The organism is Metamycoplasma sualvi, from assembly GCF_045276925.1.
Taxonomy (GTDB): Bacteria; Bacillota_I; Bacilli_A; order Mycoplasmatales; family Metamycoplasmataceae; genus UBA710.
Genome location: NZ_CP174167.1, coordinates 703548 through 725696, shown reverse-complemented (window position 1 = coordinate 725696; position 22149 = coordinate 703548). Strand labels below are relative to the sequence as shown.

The 22149-nt window shown below is 24.0% G+C and carries 25 protein-coding genes; 13 read left to right on the top strand and 12 right to left on the bottom strand.

Going from position 1 to position 22149, the window contains the following annotated elements:
* The first annotated feature begins 108 nt into the window (after positions 1-108).
* The 3 genes from ACJA29_RS03485 (at position 109) to ACJA29_RS03475 (ending at position 3113) form a co-directional block, all read left to right on the top strand.
* Positions 109-483 (top strand): hypothetical protein, encoded by a 375-nt coding sequence (locus ACJA29_RS03485; protein ID WP_406602504.1) that lies wholly within the window; start codon positions 109-111, stop codon positions 481-483.
* 106 nt (positions 484-589) lie between these two features.
* The gene (metK, locus tag ACJA29_RS03480; protein WP_406602981.1) at positions 590-1735 is read left to right on the top strand and encodes a methionine adenosyltransferase; all 1146 of its coding nucleotides are present in this window, start codon (positions 590-592) and stop codon (positions 1733-1735) included.
* Between the two features lie 478 nt (positions 1736-2213).
* Positions 2214-3113: a hypothetical protein gene (locus ACJA29_RS03475; protein WP_406602503.1), complete on the top strand. Its 900-nt coding sequence runs from the start codon at positions 2214-2216 to the stop codon at positions 3111-3113.
* 13 nt (positions 3114-3126) lie between these two features.
* Here ACJA29_RS03475 and ACJA29_RS03470 read toward each other — a convergent pair whose 3' ends face one another.
* From ACJA29_RS03470 to truB, 3 genes are read right to left on the bottom strand one after another with little or no spacing between them, the layout of a single operon-like run.
* Positions 3127-3996, bottom strand: a complete 870-nt coding sequence (locus ACJA29_RS03470) for a hypothetical protein (protein WP_406602502.1) — start codon at positions 3994-3996, stop codon at positions 3127-3129.
* 9 nt (positions 3997-4005) lie between these two features.
* Positions 4006-4821, bottom strand: a complete 816-nt coding sequence (locus ACJA29_RS03465; RefSeq protein WP_406602501.1) for a YcsE-related riboflavin metabolism phosphatase — start codon at positions 4819-4821, stop codon at positions 4006-4008.
* Positions 4822-4825: 4 nt separating this feature from the next.
* A complete protein-coding gene (gene truB, locus ACJA29_RS03460; protein ID WP_406602500.1) occupies positions 4826-5653 on the bottom strand; it encodes a tRNA pseudouridine(55) synthase TruB in 828 nt (275 codons plus the stop codon).
* A gap of 48 nt (positions 5654-5701) precedes the next feature.
* On the opposite strand from truB, the gene dcm reads away from it, so the two are divergent.
* Positions 5702-6886 carry a DNA (cytosine-5-)-methyltransferase gene (gene dcm, locus ACJA29_RS03455; RefSeq protein ID WP_406602499.1) on the top strand — a complete coding sequence of 395 codons (1185 nt, stop codon included), beginning with the start codon at positions 5702-5704 and terminating at the stop codon, positions 6884-6886.
* A 10-nt stretch (positions 6887-6896) separates the two neighbouring features.
* Positions 6897-8090, top strand: a complete 1194-nt coding sequence (locus tag ACJA29_RS03450; RefSeq protein ID WP_406602498.1) for an MAG4270 family putative restriction endonuclease — start codon at positions 6897-6899, stop codon at positions 8088-8090.
* Here ACJA29_RS03450 and pstA read toward each other — a convergent pair.
* The 5 genes from pstA to ACJA29_RS03425 are packed head-to-tail and all read right to left on the bottom strand — an operon-like array spanning position 8083 to position 12875.
* Positions 8083-10041, bottom strand: a complete 1959-nt coding sequence (gene pstA / locus ACJA29_RS03445; RefSeq protein ID WP_406602497.1) for a phosphate ABC transporter permease PstA — start codon at positions 10039-10041, stop codon at positions 8083-8085. The genes ACJA29_RS03450 and pstA overlap by 8 nt on opposite strands.
* On the bottom strand, positions 10042-11172 hold the full coding sequence (locus tag ACJA29_RS03440) for a PstS family phosphate ABC transporter substrate-binding protein (RefSeq protein WP_406602496.1): 1131 nt from the start codon (positions 11170-11172) through the stop codon (positions 10042-10044).
* A gap of 11 nt (positions 11173-11183) precedes the next feature.
* Positions 11184-11594 (bottom strand): CinA family protein, encoded by a 411-nt coding sequence (locus tag ACJA29_RS03435; RefSeq protein ID WP_406602495.1) that lies wholly within the window; start codon positions 11592-11594, stop codon positions 11184-11186.
* Between the two features lie 22 nt (positions 11595-11616).
* Complete coding sequence (locus ACJA29_RS03430; RefSeq protein WP_406602494.1) at positions 11617-12279, bottom strand: chromate transporter; 663 nt, start codon at positions 12277-12279, stop codon at positions 11617-11619.
* 2 nt (positions 12280-12281) lie between these two features.
* Positions 12282-12875, bottom strand: coding sequence for a chromate transporter (locus ACJA29_RS03425; protein ID WP_406602493.1), 594 nt, complete (start codon positions 12873-12875; stop codon positions 12282-12284).
* A gap of 46 nt (positions 12876-12921) precedes the next feature.
* On the opposite strand from ACJA29_RS03425, the gene ACJA29_RS03420 reads away from it, so the two are divergent.
* Positions 12922-13203 (top strand): Smr/MutS family protein, encoded by a 282-nt coding sequence (locus ACJA29_RS03420; protein WP_406602492.1) that lies wholly within the window; start codon positions 12922-12924, stop codon positions 13201-13203.
* Here the strand turns inward: ACJA29_RS03420 and ACJA29_RS03415 are convergent.
* A complete protein-coding gene (locus tag ACJA29_RS03415) occupies positions 13196-15205 on the bottom strand; it encodes a hypothetical protein (protein WP_406602491.1) in 2010 nt (669 codons plus the stop codon). The genes ACJA29_RS03420 and ACJA29_RS03415 overlap by 8 nt on opposite strands.
* A gap of 37 nt (positions 15206-15242) precedes the next feature.
* On the opposite strand from ACJA29_RS03415, the gene ychF reads away from it, so the two are divergent.
* Both ychF and ACJA29_RS03405 read left to right on the top strand, forming a co-directional pair.
* The gene (gene ychF, locus ACJA29_RS03410; protein ID WP_406602490.1) at positions 15243-16346 is read left to right on the top strand and encodes a redox-regulated ATPase YchF; all 1104 of its coding nucleotides are present in this window, start codon (positions 15243-15245) and stop codon (positions 16344-16346) included.
* Positions 16347-16438: 92 nt separating this feature from the next.
* On the top strand, positions 16439-16564 hold the full coding sequence (locus tag ACJA29_RS03405; protein ID WP_406602489.1) for a hypothetical protein: 126 nt from the start codon (positions 16439-16441) through the stop codon (positions 16562-16564).
* A gap of 239 nt (positions 16565-16803) precedes the next feature.
* Here ACJA29_RS03405 and ptsP read toward each other — a convergent pair whose 3' ends face one another.
* Both ptsP and ACJA29_RS03395 read right to left on the bottom strand, forming a co-directional pair.
* A complete protein-coding gene (ptsP, locus tag ACJA29_RS03400; protein ID WP_406602488.1) occupies positions 16804-18516 on the bottom strand; it encodes a phosphoenolpyruvate--protein phosphotransferase in 1713 nt (570 codons plus the stop codon).
* A gap of 138 nt (positions 18517-18654) precedes the next feature.
* Positions 18655-18921, bottom strand: a complete 267-nt coding sequence (locus tag ACJA29_RS03395; protein WP_406602487.1) for an HPr family phosphocarrier protein — start codon at positions 18919-18921, stop codon at positions 18655-18657.
* A 302-nt stretch (positions 18922-19223) separates the two neighbouring features.
* Here ACJA29_RS03395 and ACJA29_RS03390 point away from each other — a divergent pair, with 302 nt between their 5' ends.
* From ACJA29_RS03390 to fba, 4 genes are all read left to right on the top strand, one after another.
* Positions 19224-19487 (top strand): hypothetical protein, encoded by a 264-nt coding sequence (locus tag ACJA29_RS03390; RefSeq protein ID WP_406602486.1) that lies wholly within the window; start codon positions 19224-19226, stop codon positions 19485-19487.
* A 10-nt stretch (positions 19488-19497) separates the two neighbouring features.
* Complete coding sequence (locus ACJA29_RS03385) at positions 19498-19848, top strand: hypothetical protein (RefSeq protein ID WP_406602485.1); 351 nt, start codon at positions 19498-19500, stop codon at positions 19846-19848.
* Positions 19849-20335: 487 nt separating this feature from the next.
* Entirely contained in the window at positions 20336-20473 is a 138-nt protein-coding gene (locus ACJA29_RS03380; RefSeq protein WP_406602484.1) for a hypothetical protein, read from the top strand.
* 199 nt (positions 20474-20672) lie between these two features.
* The gene (fba, locus tag ACJA29_RS03375) at positions 20673-21590 is read left to right on the top strand and encodes a class II fructose-1,6-bisphosphate aldolase (protein ID WP_406602483.1); all 918 of its coding nucleotides are present in this window, start codon (positions 20673-20675) and stop codon (positions 21588-21590) included.
* Here fba and ACJA29_RS03370 read toward each other — a convergent pair.
* The gene (locus tag ACJA29_RS03370; RefSeq protein ID WP_406602482.1) at positions 21567-21755 is read right to left on the bottom strand and encodes a hypothetical protein; all 189 of its coding nucleotides are present in this window, start codon (positions 21753-21755) and stop codon (positions 21567-21569) included. The two genes, fba and ACJA29_RS03370, sit on opposite strands and share 24 nt — an antisense overlap.
* On the opposite strand from ACJA29_RS03370, the gene ACJA29_RS03365 reads away from it, so the two are divergent.
* Positions 21673-22134, top strand: a complete 462-nt coding sequence (locus ACJA29_RS03365; RefSeq protein ID WP_406602980.1) for a thermonuclease family protein — start codon at positions 21673-21675, stop codon at positions 22132-22134. The two genes, ACJA29_RS03370 and ACJA29_RS03365, sit on opposite strands and share 83 nt — an antisense overlap.
* The last annotated feature ends 15 nt before the right edge of the window (positions 22135-22149 follow it).

Here is a 22149-nt window from a genome sequence, read left to right as displayed (position 1 = left end):
ACCAAATTGCAAGATGTAAATCTATCATTACTGGATAATTTTAGCCTATTTACCTATTTTAAAATTACAAATATTTCCATCTTGCATTATCAATTGGATTTAGAACATATGAGAACTTTTCAAAAGTTTAAATATGTTGACACGAGAGATGAAAACAACCAGTGATTGGATATAAATAGTGTGAAAGTTATAAAGAACTCTACAGTTAAAAAATACAATGATCAGGGAAATTTTGGCAGTTCAAGTGATAATCAAAATTTTGTTATCCTAGGAGCTTTAAGTGTTGATAGTTATGAAATAACTAACACAGATGCAAATATTGAACCAAATGGTAATGCTTATAGTCATGGAATTACATTATTAATTGATGATTCTAAAATTAATCAAAATTTATTGAATGTTGAATCAATAGTTTTTTATTCAGTAGGACAAAATGAAGTTGGACATTATTTATTTATAGATACTAAGGGGATAAAATTGTAAAAACTAAAGAAGTAAGTTCAGATCACAGATTAGTCTGATTAGATTTAAAAATTTAAAAAATACATAATATAATATTTACATTAAATATTATAGGTAGTGTATGAGATTAAAAGGATTATTTACATCAGAATCAGTAGGGAAAGGTCACCCAGATAAAATATGCGATCAAATAGCAGATAAAATTTTAGATGCTATTTTAGTTCAAGATGCTGATGCTCGAGTAGCAATTGAAGTAATGGCAACTAATCGTTTAATAGTTATAGGTGGTGAATTAACCACATCTACTTATGTTGATGTAGTTCAATTAGCTTGAGAAGTGCTTTTAGATCTTGGATATACTGAAAATGATTTTTCTATTTTATCTAATGTTCATGCTCAATCTCCAGATATTAGTCAAGCAGTGGATAAAATAGATTCCCAAGAAATTGGAGCTGGTGATCAAGGAATTATGTTTGGATATGCAACAAATGAAACAGATTCATTTATGCCTTTACCTATTATGATTGCTCATGATTTAGTAAGAACTTGTGAAGAATTAAGAATATCAGGTGATAAAGATATTAAATCTGATATGAAATCACAAGTAACTATAGATTATCGTGATGTTAATAATATTAAAATACATACAGTTGTAATGTCAATTCAACATAGTGACAATATAAATTTAGATCAATTTAGATCAAAAATTATTGAAAAAGTTATTCAACCAACTATTAAAAAATACTTTCCTAATATTAATTATGAATATATTATTCATATTAATCCATCAGGTAAATTTTTAATAGGTGGACCTATAGGAGATACAGGTTTAACTGGAAGAAAAATTATTATTGATACATATGGTGGAGCAGCTCGTCATGGTGGTGGGGCTTTTAGTGGAAAAGATTATACAAAAGTAGATCGTTCTGCTGCATATGCTGCAAGATGAATTGCTAAAAATTTAGTTGCAGCAGGAATTGCTAAAGAAGTGGAAATACAATTATCTTATGCAATCGGTTTAACCAAACCTATTTCAATAGATATTGAAACTTTTGGATCTTCTTCATTCACAGATGAACAAATTATAGAAGTTATTAATAATGTTTTTGATTTAAGTCCATCAAGTATTATTAGAGATTTAGATCTAAAAAAACCAATATATTATCAAACATCTTTTTATGGTCATTTTGGTCGTAAAGACTTAAATTTACCATGAGAACAAATAAACAAAGTAGAAGAAATTAAAAAATATATATCTAAATTTCAAAAATAAATCTATTTAATATTGGTTTGTACCCATAATATCCATTACTCCAATTTGTTCATCATTAAGTTTTCAAACACATATGATAATAATTTTCAATTTACTTATGAATATATTCGCTCTTTTTCACAAAATGAATATAATTTTAGATAGCAACAATCCAACTATATGACAAAATAATGAAATTTTATTTCAAATTAATGATTTTCAAATTAAATTTGATAGTCAAAACATAAGTTAGAATATTTATCACCGACTATTGAAGTGGGCAGATTAATTCTAAGTGATTAAGTATTTCAAAAATTAAATGAAATTAAATTTGATTACAATAAAAATAAAATTTTATATGATAATTATTATGATTTAATTATTTCTGAAGGATATTTTGTAGATTTCAATCCTATAGATTTAAATTTAGAAAGTGAAAATAAAATTATAGTTAAATCAAATATTCAATACGCAGCAAAAGCAACAGCCATATTTGGAGATGGAACACAAGCAAGAATATTTTCAAATCCAGCAGCAGCCTTTATGAAGTGTGAGTTGAGAAAATATGTTCAAAAATAACAAAAATCCTGTAATTTATACAACAAGTACAAGAGAATATTTTTGTGCTTATTGAGGACAAAATATAAAATCATTCCAAAAGTTATTTTGAATTAGTGCAATAATTTGTTTTATTTTTCTATTGACCTATATAGGATCATATAATGTTGTACTTTATATGAACATTAATAATCCTGAATTAAACATAAATCAAGATGTAATTGAAATATATGTTAAATCCATTTTAGGAATACTAGATATAATTCTTACATTAATTCTAGGTTATTTATATTTTTATAAAAATAATTTTAATTGTGCATTTCTTTATAATTTTCTTTGAATAATTGAATTTGTAATAATAATAATAGTTTTACCTTCATTTTCTAATTCAATCTTTAAGCATTCTTTTTCTTCACAATTTATGGCCATTCCTTTAATATCTGGAATTTTATATGTGATTAGTCAATTATATTTACAAAATATAATATTTTCAATATATTATGTTCATAAAAAAGATAATTTTTATGATTCACAAGAATGATGAATTAAAAATTTTGATCCACATTTATTAAATGAATCCAAATCTAAATTAGAATACTATTGAAAAATGAATGAAAAAATATCTTTGGAATATAACATTACATTTCAAGGATTAATTGTTCTAACATCAAAAAAAGCTAAATTATTAAAAGATTCATATTTTTTATTTGAATATAATTCAAAAATTTATTCAATTAAATTTTGCAATAATTCTCTTTTTATTTTAAATAATAAAAATAAAGAATTAGTCAATAAAGATATTACTAAATTAATTCTAATTTATGAAAATAATTGACAATAATTTATATCAATTATTATTCTAATAATTTATTTCCCAAATTATTAGAATATGAAATAAAATATTGTTTAGTTCTCTCTACATCATCTTCTGTAATATTATCAAAACGAGAATTAATAATAATTCTTTCAACATTTAAAATTTGAATTTGCGTATTTTGATCTAATATTGTTAAATGATCAATATTTTTATCTATTAATTGATAATTAATATTTTGAGTTATAGAAAAATTTATGATTCCATGATATCAATAATCATCTATTAATAATTTAAAATAATAATTTCCATAATGAGGTTTTTTAATAGAACTATTTCAAAATAATAGAGTATCTTGGATATTAACATCAAAAGAAAGAGGAGATATAACTAGTTCAGATATTAAATTATATTCACCTAATTCATGCATTTCTTTAATATTAGAAGAAGATATTTTTATATTTTGAATTGTTTTTAATGGAAGCATTTTCAATTTGGCTTTGCTAATATTTACTATATCATTAGCTTGATATTTTCTTTCTTTACCAAAGTAAAAATCTTCGCCTGTTATATATTCTTTTACAAAAAAATTTTTATCTAAGTATTTAATAAAATCATCACCTTCTATTGATTTGAATTCAAAATTGAATTCAGCAACTATAGCAAAATCAATATCTAAAGAGCAACAAATTTGTAATTTAGATGATAATGATTGAAAATTATTATTTTCTTCATTAATAATTAAAATTCCAATTTTTTGTTTTTCTTTTTTAATAGAATGAGCATAATTTATTAACTCTAAGTGACCTTTGTGAAAAATATTAAATTTACCTAAAATGAGAATTGTTCCATCTTCTAAATCTTTATTATCTTTAATTTTATGTTTAATATCAAATTTATAAACATCCATAATTATTAATTAAATAACACCTATTTTTTTACAATAAAATTTGGTTCCACAATTGTAAACATCAATAGTTACATCATCAGCAACATTTTTTAATTCATCAATTGCATTTCCCATGGCAATTCCTAATCCTACTTCTTTGATCATTTCAAAATCATTTTCTCCATCACCAAAAGCAATAACATTTTTTAAGTCTATATTTATATGTTCACATAATTTAGCAATTGAATGAGCTTTAGTAACACCTTTATTTGCCACAAACAAACCTTTTGGTCAAGAAGCTTGCACATAAATTTTGGTATTATTTTTATCAAAAAAATCAGCACATTTTTCCACAACATCAGTTCCATATTTAAATTCAATTGTTATTAAATGAAAATTATTTTTATTTAATTCATTTTTAGCATTTTCATATGACTGAAATTTATGTTTAAATGCATCTCAAAATCAAGGTTTAGTTCTAACTTTATTTTCTAAAACAAAAACCCGATTATCATCTGATAATATTACACTTTTAATATTATGTAAATTTGGCATTAAAACTTGTTCATTAAATAAATCAAACTCTTCTCATTGAATAGAAGAATTAAAAATATATTTTTGATTTTTTAAATCATAAATAAAAGATCCATTAGCACCTATAAAATAATCAATGTAAGGATTTTGATATAAATCTTTAATCGAAATTCAATCTCTTCCTGTTGCCAATGTAATAATCATATTATTTTCTTTTAATTGTTTGAACATATCAATTATTTCTTCAGAAAATTCATTAGTTAAATGCGGAACTAATGTTCCATCAATATCAAACACGACCATTTTATACATAAAATTAATTTCCTTTCAAAATTTCTTTTATTGTATTTCCAAATAATTTTCTAGATGTAATATTCTTATTTTGAATATCAATTATCCCAATTATCTTGCTTTTATATTCTAACAAATAACTATTATTATTTAAATCAAAATCATGGTTTAAACCATAAAAAAGATTTTTAATTATATTTAAATCTGATATTTTAATAATAGGTAATTCTGTCAATTTTGCTACATCTATGGAGTCATTTATACTTAAATTATGAACCTTAGTTCTTTCTAAAAAAGTCATATAAGCTCCTGTATTTAATTTTTGTCCTATATCATTTACCAATGTTCTTATATAAGTTCCATTAGAAACTTTTGTTGTAAATTTAATTATTGGATATTTGTATTCAATATCATCAATGCTATATATTTGTACATTAATAGGTTTTAAATCTATTGATTTATTTTGTCTTGCTAAATCATAAGAACGAACACCATTTATTTTTTTAGCACTAAAGCAAGGAGGTATTTGTTGAATATTACCAATACAACTATTGAGAATATTTAATACTTCTTCATTTGATGGTTGATAATGAGAAAAAAATTCAATAGGACCCTCTGCATCATAAGTTTTAGAAATAAAACCTAATTTCATTTCTACTTTATATTCTTTGTCTTTATTTTTAATATAAGGTATTAATTTTGTATCATCATCTGTAGCGACTAGCAAAAGACCTTGGGCTAAAGGATCAAGAGTACCAGTATGACCTATTTTTTTAATATTATTTTCTTTTTGAAATTCTTTTATCGCTTTGAAAGAACTAATATTAGGTTTTTTGTATAAAATCTTAAACATAATTTAATTTTATTATTTTTTGATTTTTGATTTTGTTAAAATGAGATAATGAATAAAAAAGTTAAATTATTTGAAGCTTTTGCAGGGATTGGTTCTCAATATCGTGCATTAAATAATATTGGCAAAAAGAAACATTGAGATATAGAAGTTGTGGGAATGATAGAATGATTTATTCCAGCTATTAGTGCTTACATAGAAATTCATAGTGATACTAATGTGAATAAGTATGTAAATTCAAATAAAAGAGAAGAAATTAAAAACAAACTGAAAAATAAAAATTTAAGTTTAGATTCTAAAAAACCTATAAGTATCAGCAATAAAAATAAAGTGATCGATCAATGATTTAATTATTTGGCTATATCAATGTATAAATACAATAATACTTTTGATATTACTCAAACATCATATTTGGATATTGCAAAAAACATTGATATTTTTACTTATTCATTTCCTTGTCAAGATTTATCCAATCAAGGGAAACAAAAAGGAATGAATAAAAATTCAGGAACTAGAAGTGGTTTATTATGAGAAGTAGAAAGAATTATCACTGAAATGCATATAAATTGAAAAAATAATGAAAAACCTAAATACTTATTGTTAGAAAATGTAGCAGAAATAGGTAATAAAAAAAACTTGCCAAACTTAAATAAGTGAATAAAAAAATTAGATGAATTAGGTTATGAATCTAAAATATATTATTTAAATGCATCTGATTTCGGTTCTTCTCAAAATAGAAAAAGGGCATATGGATTATCTGTTTTAAAATCTTGAAAAAAGAAAGTAAATTTTCAATTTCCAGATTTAGAAAACATACATTTAAAGAATAAAAAAGCAATAAAAAATATTTTGATAAAAAATGTAAAAGACCAATCCTTATGAATGCCAGAACTTGATAAATATCAAAGATTACCTTTTGTAAAAACAAAATCTAATTTATGTAAATCTAAGTTACTTGATTATTCATCTTTTTCTTCAGAATCTTTTATTTATGATCCTAATTATACAGGACCTACTTTAACAGCTTCAGGAGCTCATAGTAGAATAAAGATTTTGGATAATAATAAGATTAGAAGATTATCAGCAGAAGAATCTTTAAAGTATATGGGATTTAAGTCAGTAGATTATCAAAAGATTAAAAAGACTAATTTATCTGAACAAAAAATAATTTATTTAGCCGGAAATTCTATTGTAATAAATGTGTTAGAAAAAATATTTGATAGTTTAATTTTATAAAATGTGTATTATGAATAATCAAAGTAATTACCTAAAATTAAAAATTCCATTTGCCACAAAAAGCTTTATTAAAGAATTGAATAAAGGTTTAAAAATAAAAGGAAATGCTTATTATATTTTTGATTTATTCAAAAATGTTTATGTAGATGAATATTTAGAAATAGAAAGTGCTAATTTTCGTTTGACTGATTATAATATGTTAAAAACTAAATATTATTCTAAAGATATATTTAAAGATTTTAGAAAGAGATATTTGGATACTTTATCTAATAAAGAACCAGAAAATATTTTAGAAATATCTTACTTAGATTTAAATGAACAGTCTCTGATGGAAATTAATAATCAATTTTGCAAAATGAATACTACTATTAGAAATATGTTTGCATGTTTAAGTGGTTCCAATCCTACAGGGGCAAAATCTAAACCTGAAAATACTCCTTTAATTTGTACTGAACCAAATTACTTTAAATATAATTTTTTAAATCCTTTAAAATTTTTTGTTGCCAAAAAACATGACAAAACCAAAAATTATAATAATATAAATATTAAGGTTGTAGATTTAGAAGATTTTTTAAATAAATATTCAATACATCATAAAAATAAGTTTTTTAAAGACGAATTTTGAAAATATAATGATTGTAATAGAGAAAATATTGAAAATATTCATATTAATTTTGAAAAAAATGATTTAAATTATTCTTTATCAAATTTAAAACTGAATGAGGATTGTTTTAAAGATAAATTATTTAAAGAAAAAAATGATAATTTTGAATTATTTATTGATGGATATTTAAATAAAACATTATCCAAGGAAATAGAATGGAAAGAATTTAAACTTAAATTGAGATCTTTTTATAAATGAAATGTATCACATTGTATTAATAATAGATATTTATCCCCTATGTCCACATTAAAAGAATTTCCTAAAACTATAATTGATAATGCTCATATTATTTCCTTTGCATCTTTAGTTGAGACAAAATCAAAAGATAATATTTTAAAAGCTATAGATCCTTATAATTGTTTAAGAATTGATAAGAATACTCATGCACTTTTTGATGATCAATCTATTTATTTTGATCTAGAAGGGAACATTGTGTGGCTTAATGGTGATAAGAAATTATATTTAAATATGAATCTGTTAGCACAAAAACAAAAAAAGTATTTGGAACAAATTAGAATAAAAAAAATAAAGATTAATTAGTTTTCTTTTTTAATTTGCTTATATAGAAAATAAATCAATGTTTAATATTAGATCATTTAGGAATAATCACATATCCAATTAAAATTAAAAATAATATAAAAATCATTGTCATAAATGCTGCTTGATATTGAACATCAATTGCATTAGATGAAGATGAGAAAATTTGAGCATATATTTGAGTAGTTAAAGTAGTACCAGGTCTATTTAATAGTGAATATTTTGATGAAGAAAGCCCTGCAGTTAAATATAAAGGAGCAGTTTCAGATAATATTCTTCCTATTGTAGAAATGATTGAAGTTACTATTGGAATTAAAGCCATTGGTAAAACCAGTTTTCTAATTGTTTGAAATTTACTATTACCCAAAGCAAAAGAATTAGTTCTAATTTCATATGGTACATTTTTTAATGATTGCTCTAATAATCTAATAAAAGAAGGCAAAATTACAATAATTAAAGTTAAACTACCAGCAATTAGTGAATTACCTAATTTTCCATTTGATGTTCACCCAAATGTTTGAATAAACATTAATAGACCAAACATCCCAAAAATAATAGATGGAGTTGTTCCTAAAGAATCTAAGAAAAATATAATAATTTTTTTAATTTTTTGATTTTTAGAATATTCATTTAGATAAATAGCAATAATTAATGCAAAAGGAAAACCGATAATAATGCATATGAAAATTATTAAGAAAGTATTTACTAATGATTGAAAGGTAGAGTCTTTAGCATATAAAAAAAATAGATTAGGATCATATTCAATTCCCATAATTCCTTGTACTAAAATATCTCCAATAATTCATGTCACAAAGGATAAGCAAAGTAAAATAGATAAAATTTCTCAAAATATTTTTCAAATAGTATATGAATGTTTAAAATGATAATTAATATTTCTATCACTAATATATGAATGTACATTATTTAAATTTGTAACAGATACACGATATTTACTTTGAAAAATTATTTTCTCTCATAAAACATTTAATTTTCGCGGAGCTCAAACTAGAATGTCATAAAGTTTTTGTTCAAAAACAACAAATTTACTATTTTTCTTACTATGTTTTTTTCTTGAAAAAGATAAAATAAACATATTTAATATCATAGAAATAATTAACATAATAAATCCAAATGAATACAATAAAGGTCTAATTGTTTCAGGATCTTTATCTGCAAACATTGTAGAAGAAATATAAGCACCCAAAGTTTGAGATGAAGAATTTAAAAAACCAAATAATCCATTATTATATATTTCTTTTGTAGGTTGAGCTTGTAAAATCATAGAGATAGCCATTGACTCCCCGATAGCACGAGAAAAAGCCAAAATAACTCCAACTATAATACCAGGACGGGCAGCTTTTAATATTATTTTATATATTGCTCGAGATTTAGTATTTCCTAGAGCTAAAGGATTTTGCATTAAATTAGTATCTACATTATTTAAAGAATCTAATGTTGTTGTTACAATTGTAGGAACTATCATAAAGCAAAGCATTATTGAACCATTAAATATTGAATTAGGATTAATATTGAATAAAGATAATCACACTTTTCCTAAAGATTCAAAAGCAAACAGCCCAAATATAACTGATGGAATACCACTTAATACTTGAAATGTTACTATTAATAATTTTCGATATTTTTTATATAAACGATATTTAATAAATAATGCTGATTTTATCCCTAAAGGTATAGCTATAATAATTGCAATTAATGAAGTTAATATAGTTATACTAAAAGGAACTCAAAAAGAATATTTATTATTAGTTGCTGCAAAATCACCTTGAAATAAAATATTTGCAAATCCAAAAGCTTGAAATCCTTTAATTGCATATGAAAAAATAAAAATAACTAAAGTTATAAATAGAGAAATAATAGATAAAGCAAATCCAAAAGAAATTCACTTTGCAATATTATTAATATAAATATTTTTAAAGGGATTTTTATTAATCATTTATTTTGCTCCTGAATATCCTAATTTAACATCATAAGTACCTTCTGGACTATCGCTATCATTAATTAAAAAACTCATATCATTTAAATTTCCATTTCAACCCATGCTTTTTAAGCTAGTTTCGCTTAAAGGTACATAACCTTCATTGTTAATGATTTGTTTTGCTTGTTCATTAAATAAAATTCAAGCAATCATTCTAGGTATCTCTGGAATATTTTTAACATGGGTCATAGAATACATTAAATTAAGAGGACGATATCAGTTATATGTATTAGCAATTACTCCAGGCTCTAAAGGTGAAATTCCTTGTTCGCCATATAAAGCAACTTTGAAACCATATTTTTGGATTTCTTCAATATTGTTAATAACAAATCCAACTGATAAATATACAAAAGAACCTTCAGGGCCATTTTTAGCAACACTTCAAGCTTGTGAATTAGATTCAGCTGTTTGTATTATATTAGATCCATAACCTCCATTTGTAATTGCATTAGTAATATTATCTACTTCATTTTGTTTTAATGATTTTCAATATGCGCTATCTTTGTAATTTAAATGTGAATCCTTAAAAAAGGCATCTGTAGTTCCTGAAACACTACTCCCACCATTTCTAGCATAAGGAACAATAATTGTTTCATCATTGTTATTTAGTAAGTCACCCAATTTAAATTGTTTATCTCCTGAAAAAGCATGATAAATTTTAGCTAAATTTTCTTCATTGATAATTACATTTGCATTTGCAGAAGCTGGTGATGGTTTATAAACAAGAGCTATACCATCTCATGCAATAGTCACGGTTTTAACTCTTTTCTCATCTCAAATTTTATATTTAGCATTATCTAAACCTAAAGATAATATGTCAGGATGAGTAGAAGCTATTCCTATTTCTTTAGTCCCATCAATTATTGAACTAATACCTACTCCAGATCCTCCTGCAGAAGTTACTACATCAATAAAATCAATATAAGGGCTTAAAGCATTAATTAATGGCAAAACAGCTGTTGATCCACCTAAAGAAACTAATGGAGTTTGCACAAGACATCCACTTACAAAAACAATACCACAAGAAACTACACCAACACCGACAACTGGCATTAATATTTTGAAAAACTTTTTCACATTTGTCTTCATATATTTGTGATTTACACAAATATTTTACATAAATTTAACTTTTTTATAGCAATTTCTACAGCTTTTTTTCTTATCTCATTTCTGGATAAATTGGGATAAAAAAATTCATAAACTTGATCGTTAATTGCAATATAAAATAGACCAACAGGTTTATCTTCCATTGCAGTTGGTCCAGCATTACCAGTAAAAGCAATACAATAATCTACATTAAAGAATTCTTTACCTTTTTGAGCCATTTCAAGAGCCACTTTGGAATTAATAACACCATTAGAAACATCTACGCCTAATTTAGCTTTTATGTCATTATGATAAGTAACAATCGTACCTTTAAAGTATTTGCTAGCACCAGGTTTTTCAACAATAGTAGCTGCAAATAATCCCCCTGTAAATGATTCTATAGATGCTAAAGTAAGATTTTTCATATTAAATTAAATTATAAGTATTTTATAATCATGGTTCAAAAATAATTAAACACAAAATAATATTGATGATAATTATAAATATAGTGTTAATTTTATATTTTTTCATTATTCAATATTCCACAGGAATAGAAATTAAAGTTCAAGCAAATATCATTCAAAATCTTCAACCTGTAAAAAATTGGTCAGTTTTGATGTATAGATATTTGTCTAAATTATTGATATTATCACTTAAATCATTAAATCCAACAAATGGTAATAAAATGCTAATAAATAAATTGATAATAATAGAACAAAGAATTCCTCCAATAAGAGGTTTCATCATTTTAGAAAAAGCAATCATAAATTTAGTTTCTTTAATTTTTTTATATTTATTAAAAATTAATAGTATTAAACCAATTGGTACCATAATAAAAGCAATATAAGTTACTATCATTAATAGCCATCCTCATCAATTGCCATTTGCTGCTAAAAAACCGGAAATAAATGCTAGTTTTAATCCAAAAACACCAGGAGTTGCATTGGTAATAGATAAAACCAAATTTCACACATCAGGTGAAACTCCTAATAAATTAACTAGCAAAATTTTAAAATAAGGAATAAAAATTTGAGCTCCACCAAAAACAACTATAGAAATAATTAAACAACCTAAAATAACAACAACTGCACCTAATAATGTTCCAAGCATTTCTATTTCCTTTTATCCCTTTTGTTTTTAATTGTTTGTACTATTACAAGGCAGATAACAAAAAATACAATGATAAAAATAGGCATTGATCAAGGAACAGGGACAAACACAGTAAATAGAAGAGTAATTGTGAAGATAAATCAATGAATAAAAAAATTCAATTCATTATTTTTTCTTTTGATATATCTTATTGACATATCAATAAGCAAAATAATAATAACTGGAATAACAGCAGCATAAATAACTTTTAAATATTGGATAGGAATAAAAGTAGTTCCTAAATAAAAAAGAACAAAAAATAATATTGTATGAGGAATCATAGATAACAACATTACTAAGCACGCTTTTCATTTAGATTTTAATAATAAAAAGGCAATATAAGTCATACCTTCAATAGCGCTAGCTCCAGGAATAGCATTGGTTATTACTAAGATGTCATCAACATCTTCATTACTAATTCAATGATATTTATCTACACAATAATTTTTAATCATTGGAAATAAAGCATTTCCTCCTCCAAAAGCTAAAAGAGAAACTTTAATAAATAACATTAATATTTTTCAAAAAGTAGGATTAGGATTAATATTTTTTTTCATAACTACATGATTTAACATTATATTTTAATAAAATATAAAGATTAATATGATTTTAGATTTACACGGTTTAAACGAAGAAGAAGCATATGCCGAATTACATGCAAAGCTTTTAACTTTAGATTTTGACCCTTTTGAAGAATATTTAGATATTATTACAGGCAAGGGTTGAGGCATTTTAAGAAGCATTACAATAGAAGTTATTCGAGAAGATAATCGTTATTTTGAAGTAAGCGAACATTTTATTAGAGCTTATAAAAAATATAAAGAATCAGGAGACAATTCAGATTTTGATGACTTATTTGACGAATATCAAAAATTCTTTAAGTAACATTTTTATATGATTTGATTGTTTTTATTATTAAGTAAATAATAACCAAGAATGATATTACTATTAATGGGAAAGTTCAAGCATCTAAATACATGAATGGATTATTATTTTGTAAAACATCTGTTAAAGTAACTGCAAATAAAGTACCAAAAGTGACTAAGAATCCAACACATACTGCATAAACTAATATTAATAATCATAAAGGAATACCTTTTTTATTATTTCTTTGATTAATTTGAATTAATATTGATCAAATAGCATTAAATATTCCATATACAGAAACGTAGATCATTGCTTTTGCATTAAAAGAATTTACTTTTAAAAATAAAGAAATTAATACATCTTTAATTGGATTATTGATTAAAACACTAACAAGATTTTCATTTCCATCTAAAAGATTATGATAATTTATCATTGGTCTTAGTAATAAAAAAGCATCTGTCACAATATCTGAAGTAGATGAGTATAATCATAAGTGCACAATATAATTTAAACTATTTTTTAATGCCAAAGTAAAATTAGTAGAGACACTATTAGGATCTTGAATCAAATTAGAAATTTCTTGTCAGAAATTTATTTGATATTTATCTTGTAAGAAACTTAATATAGAAATACCTTCGCTATTTGTTTGATTAAGTCATTCATATCATTTAATTAAAGAATTTAAATCATCTTTAAATGTAGGATTATTTTGAATTTGCTCCTTTACTCAATTAGTAAATTTAATTAAGTTAATAGCATTATTGCTACCAAATTCAGGCAATGGAGTTAAATTTAGATTTTTTAATTCATTAAAATTAATAATTTGAGTTGGTGGCAAAGTAGGAACACCTCAACCTTCTATGACAGGCATAGTCCCATTAAAATTATTTTGATCATTAACGCTGTATAAATAATTTAAGGGTTGAATAATAAAAATAGAACTAATAGCAATAATTGTAGTAATAACCAATGTTCATATTAATACTTTTCAATCTTTATTTTTAGTATGTTGTAACTGACACACTTCATTGGATTCTTTTGCATGATAAGTTTGATAATGATACCTAATTTGTTCACTGATACCAACTCCAATACATGGTATAAAATACATCATATTAAACCAAATAACTCTAGACATTTGATAAGGCAAAGGAACAAAATCATTAATTACATTAGGTATTGTAAAAGATAAACAAATAATTGCTATACCTTTAAAAAGTGAAAGAGAAACTCAAGCCATTGATTCTTGAAAAACATTTTTAATAATTCAAGAATCAATAGATAAAACTTCTTTAAAACGAATTTTAAATTGAATTTGTAAATGTCTTTTAATATATGCAAAATTAGATATTATAAGAATTATCATAGAAATTGATAAACCAATAGCAAGACCTATTATTTTTAAATTCAAAAGGATGGCAAATATATAAGATAATAAGATTGATAGACCAAACAAGAAAACAACAGATCATAGCGCAATTAAAGTATTATCTTTTTTAATAATAAACATAGAAGTTGTAAATAATGGAAATAAAAAAATATAAGGGATAGTTCATCAGATAAAATCTAGACCATATTTCAACATTTCTTGTGTATTAGGTCGATTATTAGAAAAATACATATATGTAAAAGAAGAAAGAACATATGTAATAATAAAAGCAAATCCTAAGAATATCGATAATCAAATAGAAGAAACAATAATTTTTTGTTGACTAAATTCTCTTTTATGTTTTACTTTTGTCAAAATAATCATAGATATAGAAAAACTAATTTGCACAAAAGCTAGCAAAAAAGGCATAACATGCCCCGTTCCCATTACAGCTTGTGAACCATTAGGTTTAATTAAAGAAGCTAATAAACAATAAATTATTGGTAAAACACAAGACAAAAAAGCAAATACAATAAATAATCCATATTCTTTTCTAATTTCTTTAGTGAAATTTTTTAAATCATAAAATTTTTTATTTAAGTAATTACTATATTTAAATCTTCTTTCAGGACGAATTTTTCTACTAATCATAATTAAATTTAATATTGTATATTAAAATATTTAAATTATGGGTTTAAAAGCAGGTATTGTAGGATTGCCTAATGTAGGAAAATCAACATTATTTTCAGGTTTAACAAAAATGAAAGCAGAAAGTGCTAATTATCCTTTTACCACAATTGATCCTAATATTAGCATTGTGGAATTAAATGATGAAAGATTAGATATTTTATCTAATATGGTAAAAACTCAAAAAACTATTAAAGCAACATTTGAATTTGTAGATATTGCAGGATTAGTTCAAGGAGCTTCTAAAGGTGAAGGACTAGGAAATAAATTTTTAGCTAATATTAGAGAAGTAGATTTAATTGTTCATGTAATAAGATGTTTTGATAACAAAAATATTTTGCATGTAAATAATAAAGTAGATCCTATAAATGATTTTGAAACTATTAATTTAGAACTCATTTTAGCAGACATGCAAACACTTGATAATGTTTTATCTAGAATTGAAAAAAGAGCTCAAAACACACAAGATAAAGAGTTATTAAAAGAAGTTAGTGTTATTAAAAAAATTAAACAAGAATTTTTAAATAATAGATTAGCATTTGAAATTGACTTAACAGATGAAGAAAAGAAAATCATTAAATCTTATCAATTACTAACTATGAAACCAATGATAGTTGTTGCTAATATTGAAAATGATTATGTTTCTAATCCTAATCAATCTAATCATTATTTAAATTTAAAAAAATTTTTAGAAAACAAAAATATGAAAATTATTTCATTATCAGTAGATGTAGAAACTGAAATAGCATTATTAAATAATGAAGACAAAGAGATTTTCTTAAAAGAATACCAAATGGAAAAATCAGGGTTAGATACTTTAATAAGAGAAGCATTTAATGAATTAGGCCTAGCAACTTACTTTACAGTAGGAGTAAAAGAAACAAGAGCCTGAGTATTTAAAAAGAAAATGTTAGCTCCCCAATGTGCTGCTATTATTCATAATGATTTTGAAAAATATTTTATAAAAGCTGAAGTAATTTCTTATCAAGACTTTATCCAATGTGGTGGTGAAAAAGAAGCAAGAGATATGGGTAAATTAAGATTAGAAGGTAAAACATATGAAATGCAAGATGGAGATATTTGCAACTTCAAAATAGGAAAATAATATCAATTAAATGAACTGTGTATTATTTCTTTCTGCATTTGCAGACAAATGAAATAAGGTGAACCAGGAAGAAAATTAAAATATCTATGATTATGTCATCTATAGCAACTACTTTAGCTATTGCTTCTTTTTTGTGAATAGTTATTGCTGTAGGTAATTGAACTCAATTTCCAAATATCAACATTGCAACAAAAGAAATGTTTCATAATACAGAATAATTACAACCTCTAAGTAGTGTTGCTCGTGGGTAAATGGTTACTCCCTATGGTTAATTAGAAACTTATAGAAACAAGTTGCAAAAAATCCTGGAGGATTAAAATAAAATTACAAACATCAACTAATGATGAATGTCAAGTTGCATTTACTATTCATGTCTTGATGCAATAACTAGAAAATGATATTTAATACTTATATAAGTTCAGGTAATATTCAAAATGTTAATTAACTAATTTAGAAATTATCAATTAGAATTTTTATTTAAAATTTCAATTACTTCTTGTTCATTGTCTGCTTCTAAACAAAGATTTGCTAGTTTTTGAGCATCTTTAAAATTAATTCTTGATACCAATTCACGTGCTGCTAAGATAGAAGAAGCTGACATTGAAAATTCATCTAAACCTAAACCTAATAAAATAGGAATTGCCTGTAAATCTCCAGCCATTTCTCCACACATTCCAGCTCATTTACCATTTTTGTGAGCACCATCTATAGTCATTTTAACTAATCTCAAAATAGAAGGATTTAGTGGTTGGTATAAATATGATACTTTTTCACTCATTCTATCTGCTGCCATTGTGTATTGAATTAAATCATTAGTTCCAATTGACACAAAATCTGCATATTTACAGAAATTTTCGCAATTTACAGCAGCTGCAGGTATTTCTACCATCATACCTACTTCTATTTTTGATGATATATTAGGATATTCTTTTTTAACTTCTTTATATACTTCATCATAAAAAGCACGAGCATTCTTAAATTCATCAATTGTAGCTATCATTGGGAACATTATTCCTAATTTACCAAATTCACTTGCTCTTATTAAAGCTCTTAATTGTGTTTTAAAAACATCTTTACGATCTAAACAGAATCTAATGGCTCTATAACCTAAAAATGGATTCATTTCAGTAGGGAAAGTAAAGTATTTTAAAGTTTTATCTCCACCTATATCTAAGGTTCTAATAATAACTTTTTTACCTTTCATATTTTCTAGAACAACCTTATATGCTTGATATTGTTCTTCTTCACTAGGTCAATCATTAGAATCCATATATAAGAATTCTGATCTAAATAATCCTACAGCATCTCCATTAGCATTTACAACACCAGGAACATCTTGAGGCGAACCAATATTTCCTGCAATTTCGATTTTGTGACCATCTTTTGATACAGAAGGTTTGTTTTTAAATGTTTCTAATAATTTTTTTAATTCTTCTTCAGCTTTTGCAGCTTTTTCTAATTTGCTAATCACTTCTTTAGAAGGATTAATATAAACTTCTCCAGTTTGACCATTTATAGCAAGAATATCTCCGGATTTAACACTTTCAGTAATATTACCAATACCTAAAACTGCTGGAATTTCTAAAGATCTTGCCATAATTGCAGAGTGTGATGTACGACCACCTATATCTGTTGCAAAACCTTTAACAAATTTTTTATTTAATTGAGAAGTTTCTGAAGGTGTTAAATCTACACCAACTATAATTACTTCTTCATTAATTGAAGTTAAATCTTCTTTTTCAATACCTAATAAATTGAATATTATTTTTTGACAAACATCTTTAATGTCTGCTGCTCTTTCTTTCATATATTCATCTTCCATTGATGAAAACATTTCAATATATTTTTTAGAAATTTCTTCCACAGCATATTCTGCACAAACTTTATCATTATTAATAAGGCTAACTATTTCATCTTTAATCATTGGATCAGTAGCAACTTGAATATGAGCATCAAAAACAGCTGCATGTTCAGCATCTAAATTTTTAGCAGCAATACTTTTAATTTTTTCTATTTGTTCTACTGCTTTGTTAATTGCTTGATCTAATTTAGTTAATTCTTTATTTAAATCTGATACAGATTTTTTTTCAATTTTAATATCATAATGTTTAAGTTCAAAAACTTTTGCAATCGCAATACCTCTTGAAGCTCCAATTCCTTTTAAATTCATAAATTTTTCTCCAATAATTTCTTTTTTATAATTTTCTTTTTTGTATTAAATATAACAAAAATTATAATAAAAAAAATTACATTTAATTTCTTAAAATCTCAATGTAATTCCTTTAATATTTTGTGAATAATAGTTCTATTATTCAATTAATTTTAATTTTGATAATTCTGATTTTAATTTATCAATTGCTTGGTCAGCATCTGCTCCATCTGCTTCAATGGTAATTTCATCATCTTTTTTAATACCTAAAGCCATAATGTTCATAATTGATTTAGCATTTCCTTCTTTACCTTTTGCAATAATTTTGATATTTGAAGAAAAAGATGAAGCTATTTTTGTTAATTCTGATGCAGGTCTTGCATGTAATCCAATTGGATCAATAATTTTGGCTGTAAAACTTGCCATATTTGTACTCCTTATTTGTTTTTTAAATTTAGTTTTGTGAATATATTATGAATGTATATTATAAATCATATTAATATTCTAAAAATAACACAAGTTTATATTATATATTTAAAATAATGAATTTATAATACAAATCGCAAAATTAGAATCAATTATAAAGTTACCAAATTAAATAACGATAAATAAAAAACCAGAGATTTCTCTCTGGCTATCCTTGTAAAATAAATAAATAAAGAACAAAAAGGACACTTCAATTTATATCAGAAAAAGAATTAGAAAAAATTAATTTAATCTTTACATTAATGAATGAATTATTAGATTCTTCAAAAGAAAACTTTATTCCCAAAATGATGAAAAGATATGAATTCATCTCAAAAGCAACTAATTATTATATGGAGACAATAAGAAAGATGTTTTTTAAAACTAAAACATATTGTTATCATACAATAAAAAATTATTCTTATAATATCTATTATTATGATGTAAATATTTATCTTAATAGATTAAATAATAAGAGAAAAAAATTAAAGAAAATTAGGATTAAATTTTTATTTCAACTTTGATAGAATTTAAATCATGTCAATTATTAGTAAGAAAAGAATGAATGAATTATTAAATTTATCTAATGATCCTAAAATTGAATTAATTGAAGAAACAAAGAAATCTTATAAAATTAAAATTACTGGAGATAAAGATAAAGTGAAAAAATCATCTTTTGAAAATAAAGTATTAGAGTTTATGTCAGATGTGACAGAATTTATGAAAGATATGAATGAATTTGTGAAAGAACAAAAGGAATTTAATCAAAAACAAAAGGAATTTAATCAAAAAGTTGACCAAAGACTACATAAAGTTGACCAAAGACTAAGTGTTCTTGAATCTTTTCATAAAGATGATTTTAGAAGAAACACAAATCATAAAAGATAATTTATTTATAAAGACCTAAAATAATATTTTTTTAATTAAACATAATTTGATAGCAAATAAAAAAGCTTCTGAGTATAAAGTTACCAAATTAAATACCGATAAATAAAAAACCAGAGATTTCTCTCTGGTTGTCCTTGTAAAAAAATAAACAACAAAAAGGACACTTCAATTTATATCTAAAAAAGAATTAGAAAAAATTAATTTTATCTTTACATTAATGAATGAATTATCAGATTCTTCAAAAGAAAATTACATCCAAAAAATGATGAAAAGATATGAATTTATCTCAAAAGTAACTAATTATTATGTTAAAAAATAGTAAAAACTTTTTTAAAAATAAAATATATTTTTATTGTGAAATAATAAGAAATATCATTATAGTTCCATCCTTATTTATTCAATAGAATATTAAAAAAATAAATTCACTATAATAAAGACTATAATAAAGACAGAAACAAATAGGGAAACACTTTCTAAAAAAGAAATTTTGAATAATTGAATCCTAGATGATTATCATTTTATTGATTTTGCAATTAACTATGAAACTTATTTGCAAAATACTAAAAAATATAAATTAGGAGCCATTGTTACTCAAGAAGAGATTCAAAAATATTTAAATTATTAGAAAAGAAAGACACCCACCGAATATTTCAACTTTGATAAATATTGTAAAATTATGAAATACAAGGAATTATTGGTATTTAAAACAGTAATTTTTTAATACAAATCGCAAAATTAGAATCAATAAATAACAATTTTATGGTTCATGATATAATTTATAATGTAAGTTAAAACAAATAAAAAATAAAGAAAGAGACAATATAATGGCAATAAAAAGTATTAAAACTATATTTGAAAAACCAATTATTTCTAAACCTAAAAATTTAGTAAATGCTAAAGAAATGGTGAGAAAAGCTTTTGAAGGTAAATATGCTGTTCCACATATAAATATTAATAATTTAGAATGAACAAAAACAATTTTATTAGCAGCTGAAGAAGCAAAATCACCAATTATATTAGGTACTTCAGAAGGGGCTGTAAAATACATGGGTGGTTATAAAACTATTTATGGTATGGTAACAGGATTAATGAATGATTTAAATATTACTGTGCCTGTAGCATTGCATTTAGACCATGGATCATTTGGAGCTGTTGAAAAAGCTTTACAAAATGGTTATACTTCAGTTATGTATGATGGTTCTCATGAAACATTTGAAAAAAACTATGCAAATGCTCAAGAAGTTGTAAGACTTGCTAAAAAATATAATGCATCAGTTGAAGTAGAAGTTGGTTCAATTGGTGGTGAAGAAGATGGGATTGTTGGTGAAGGAGAAATTGCAAATCCTGAAGAAGCTAAGAAAATGGCAGATTTAGGAATTGATTTCTTAGCAGCTGGAATTGGAAATATACATGGTCCTTACCCATCAACATGAAAAGAATTAAAATTCTCAGCTTTAAAAGAATTATCAAGTGCTTGTGGAATTGGTATGGTATTACATGGTGGTTCAGGAATTCCAAAAGCCCAAATTAAAAAAGCTATATCTTTAGGTATATCAAAAATTAATATTAATACAGAATTGCAACAAGCAAATGCTCAAGCAATTTGAAAATTTGTTGAATCAGGAGAAGCTAAAAAAGGTAAAAACTTTGACCCTAGAAAATTATATGCTACTGGAATAGAAGCAATGAGAAAAACTGTTTTAGAAAAAATCAATGAATTAGGATCAAAAAATAAAGCATAAAATTGCTTTATTTTTTTGCTCATTTTCTATCTCATCATTATTTTTTATTTCTTCATCTTGTTCGCTTGTTTCAACATATTCAATTGATGTATATGTAGATAAGATAATTGATGGAGATACTTTCTGCAGTAATGATCAAAAATATAGAATCTTAGGAATTGACACTCCTGAAGTTTATGATTCTAATAATAATTTTTTACCTACACAAGGAATTCAATATTTTTATGGTAAATTAGCTTCACAACAAGCTAATTTATTATTAAATAATAAAGTAGTGGAAATAGAAGAAAGTACCAAGGATATTTATGACCGTCATATTGTAAAAGTAACATTAAATAATAATTTAGATTTTGCAAGTTACATGATAGAAAATGGTTATGCTAGAGTAGCTTATATTTCAGATAATGAATATAATCCATTTTATTATTATGATACAAATTATGTCCATAAATTACAATTATTAGAATTAGAAGCTCAAAAATTACAAAAAGGTTTTTGGAAAGAAAATTCTAGTAATATAAATAAGATTTTTCCTAAAAAATAAAATATAATAAGTATT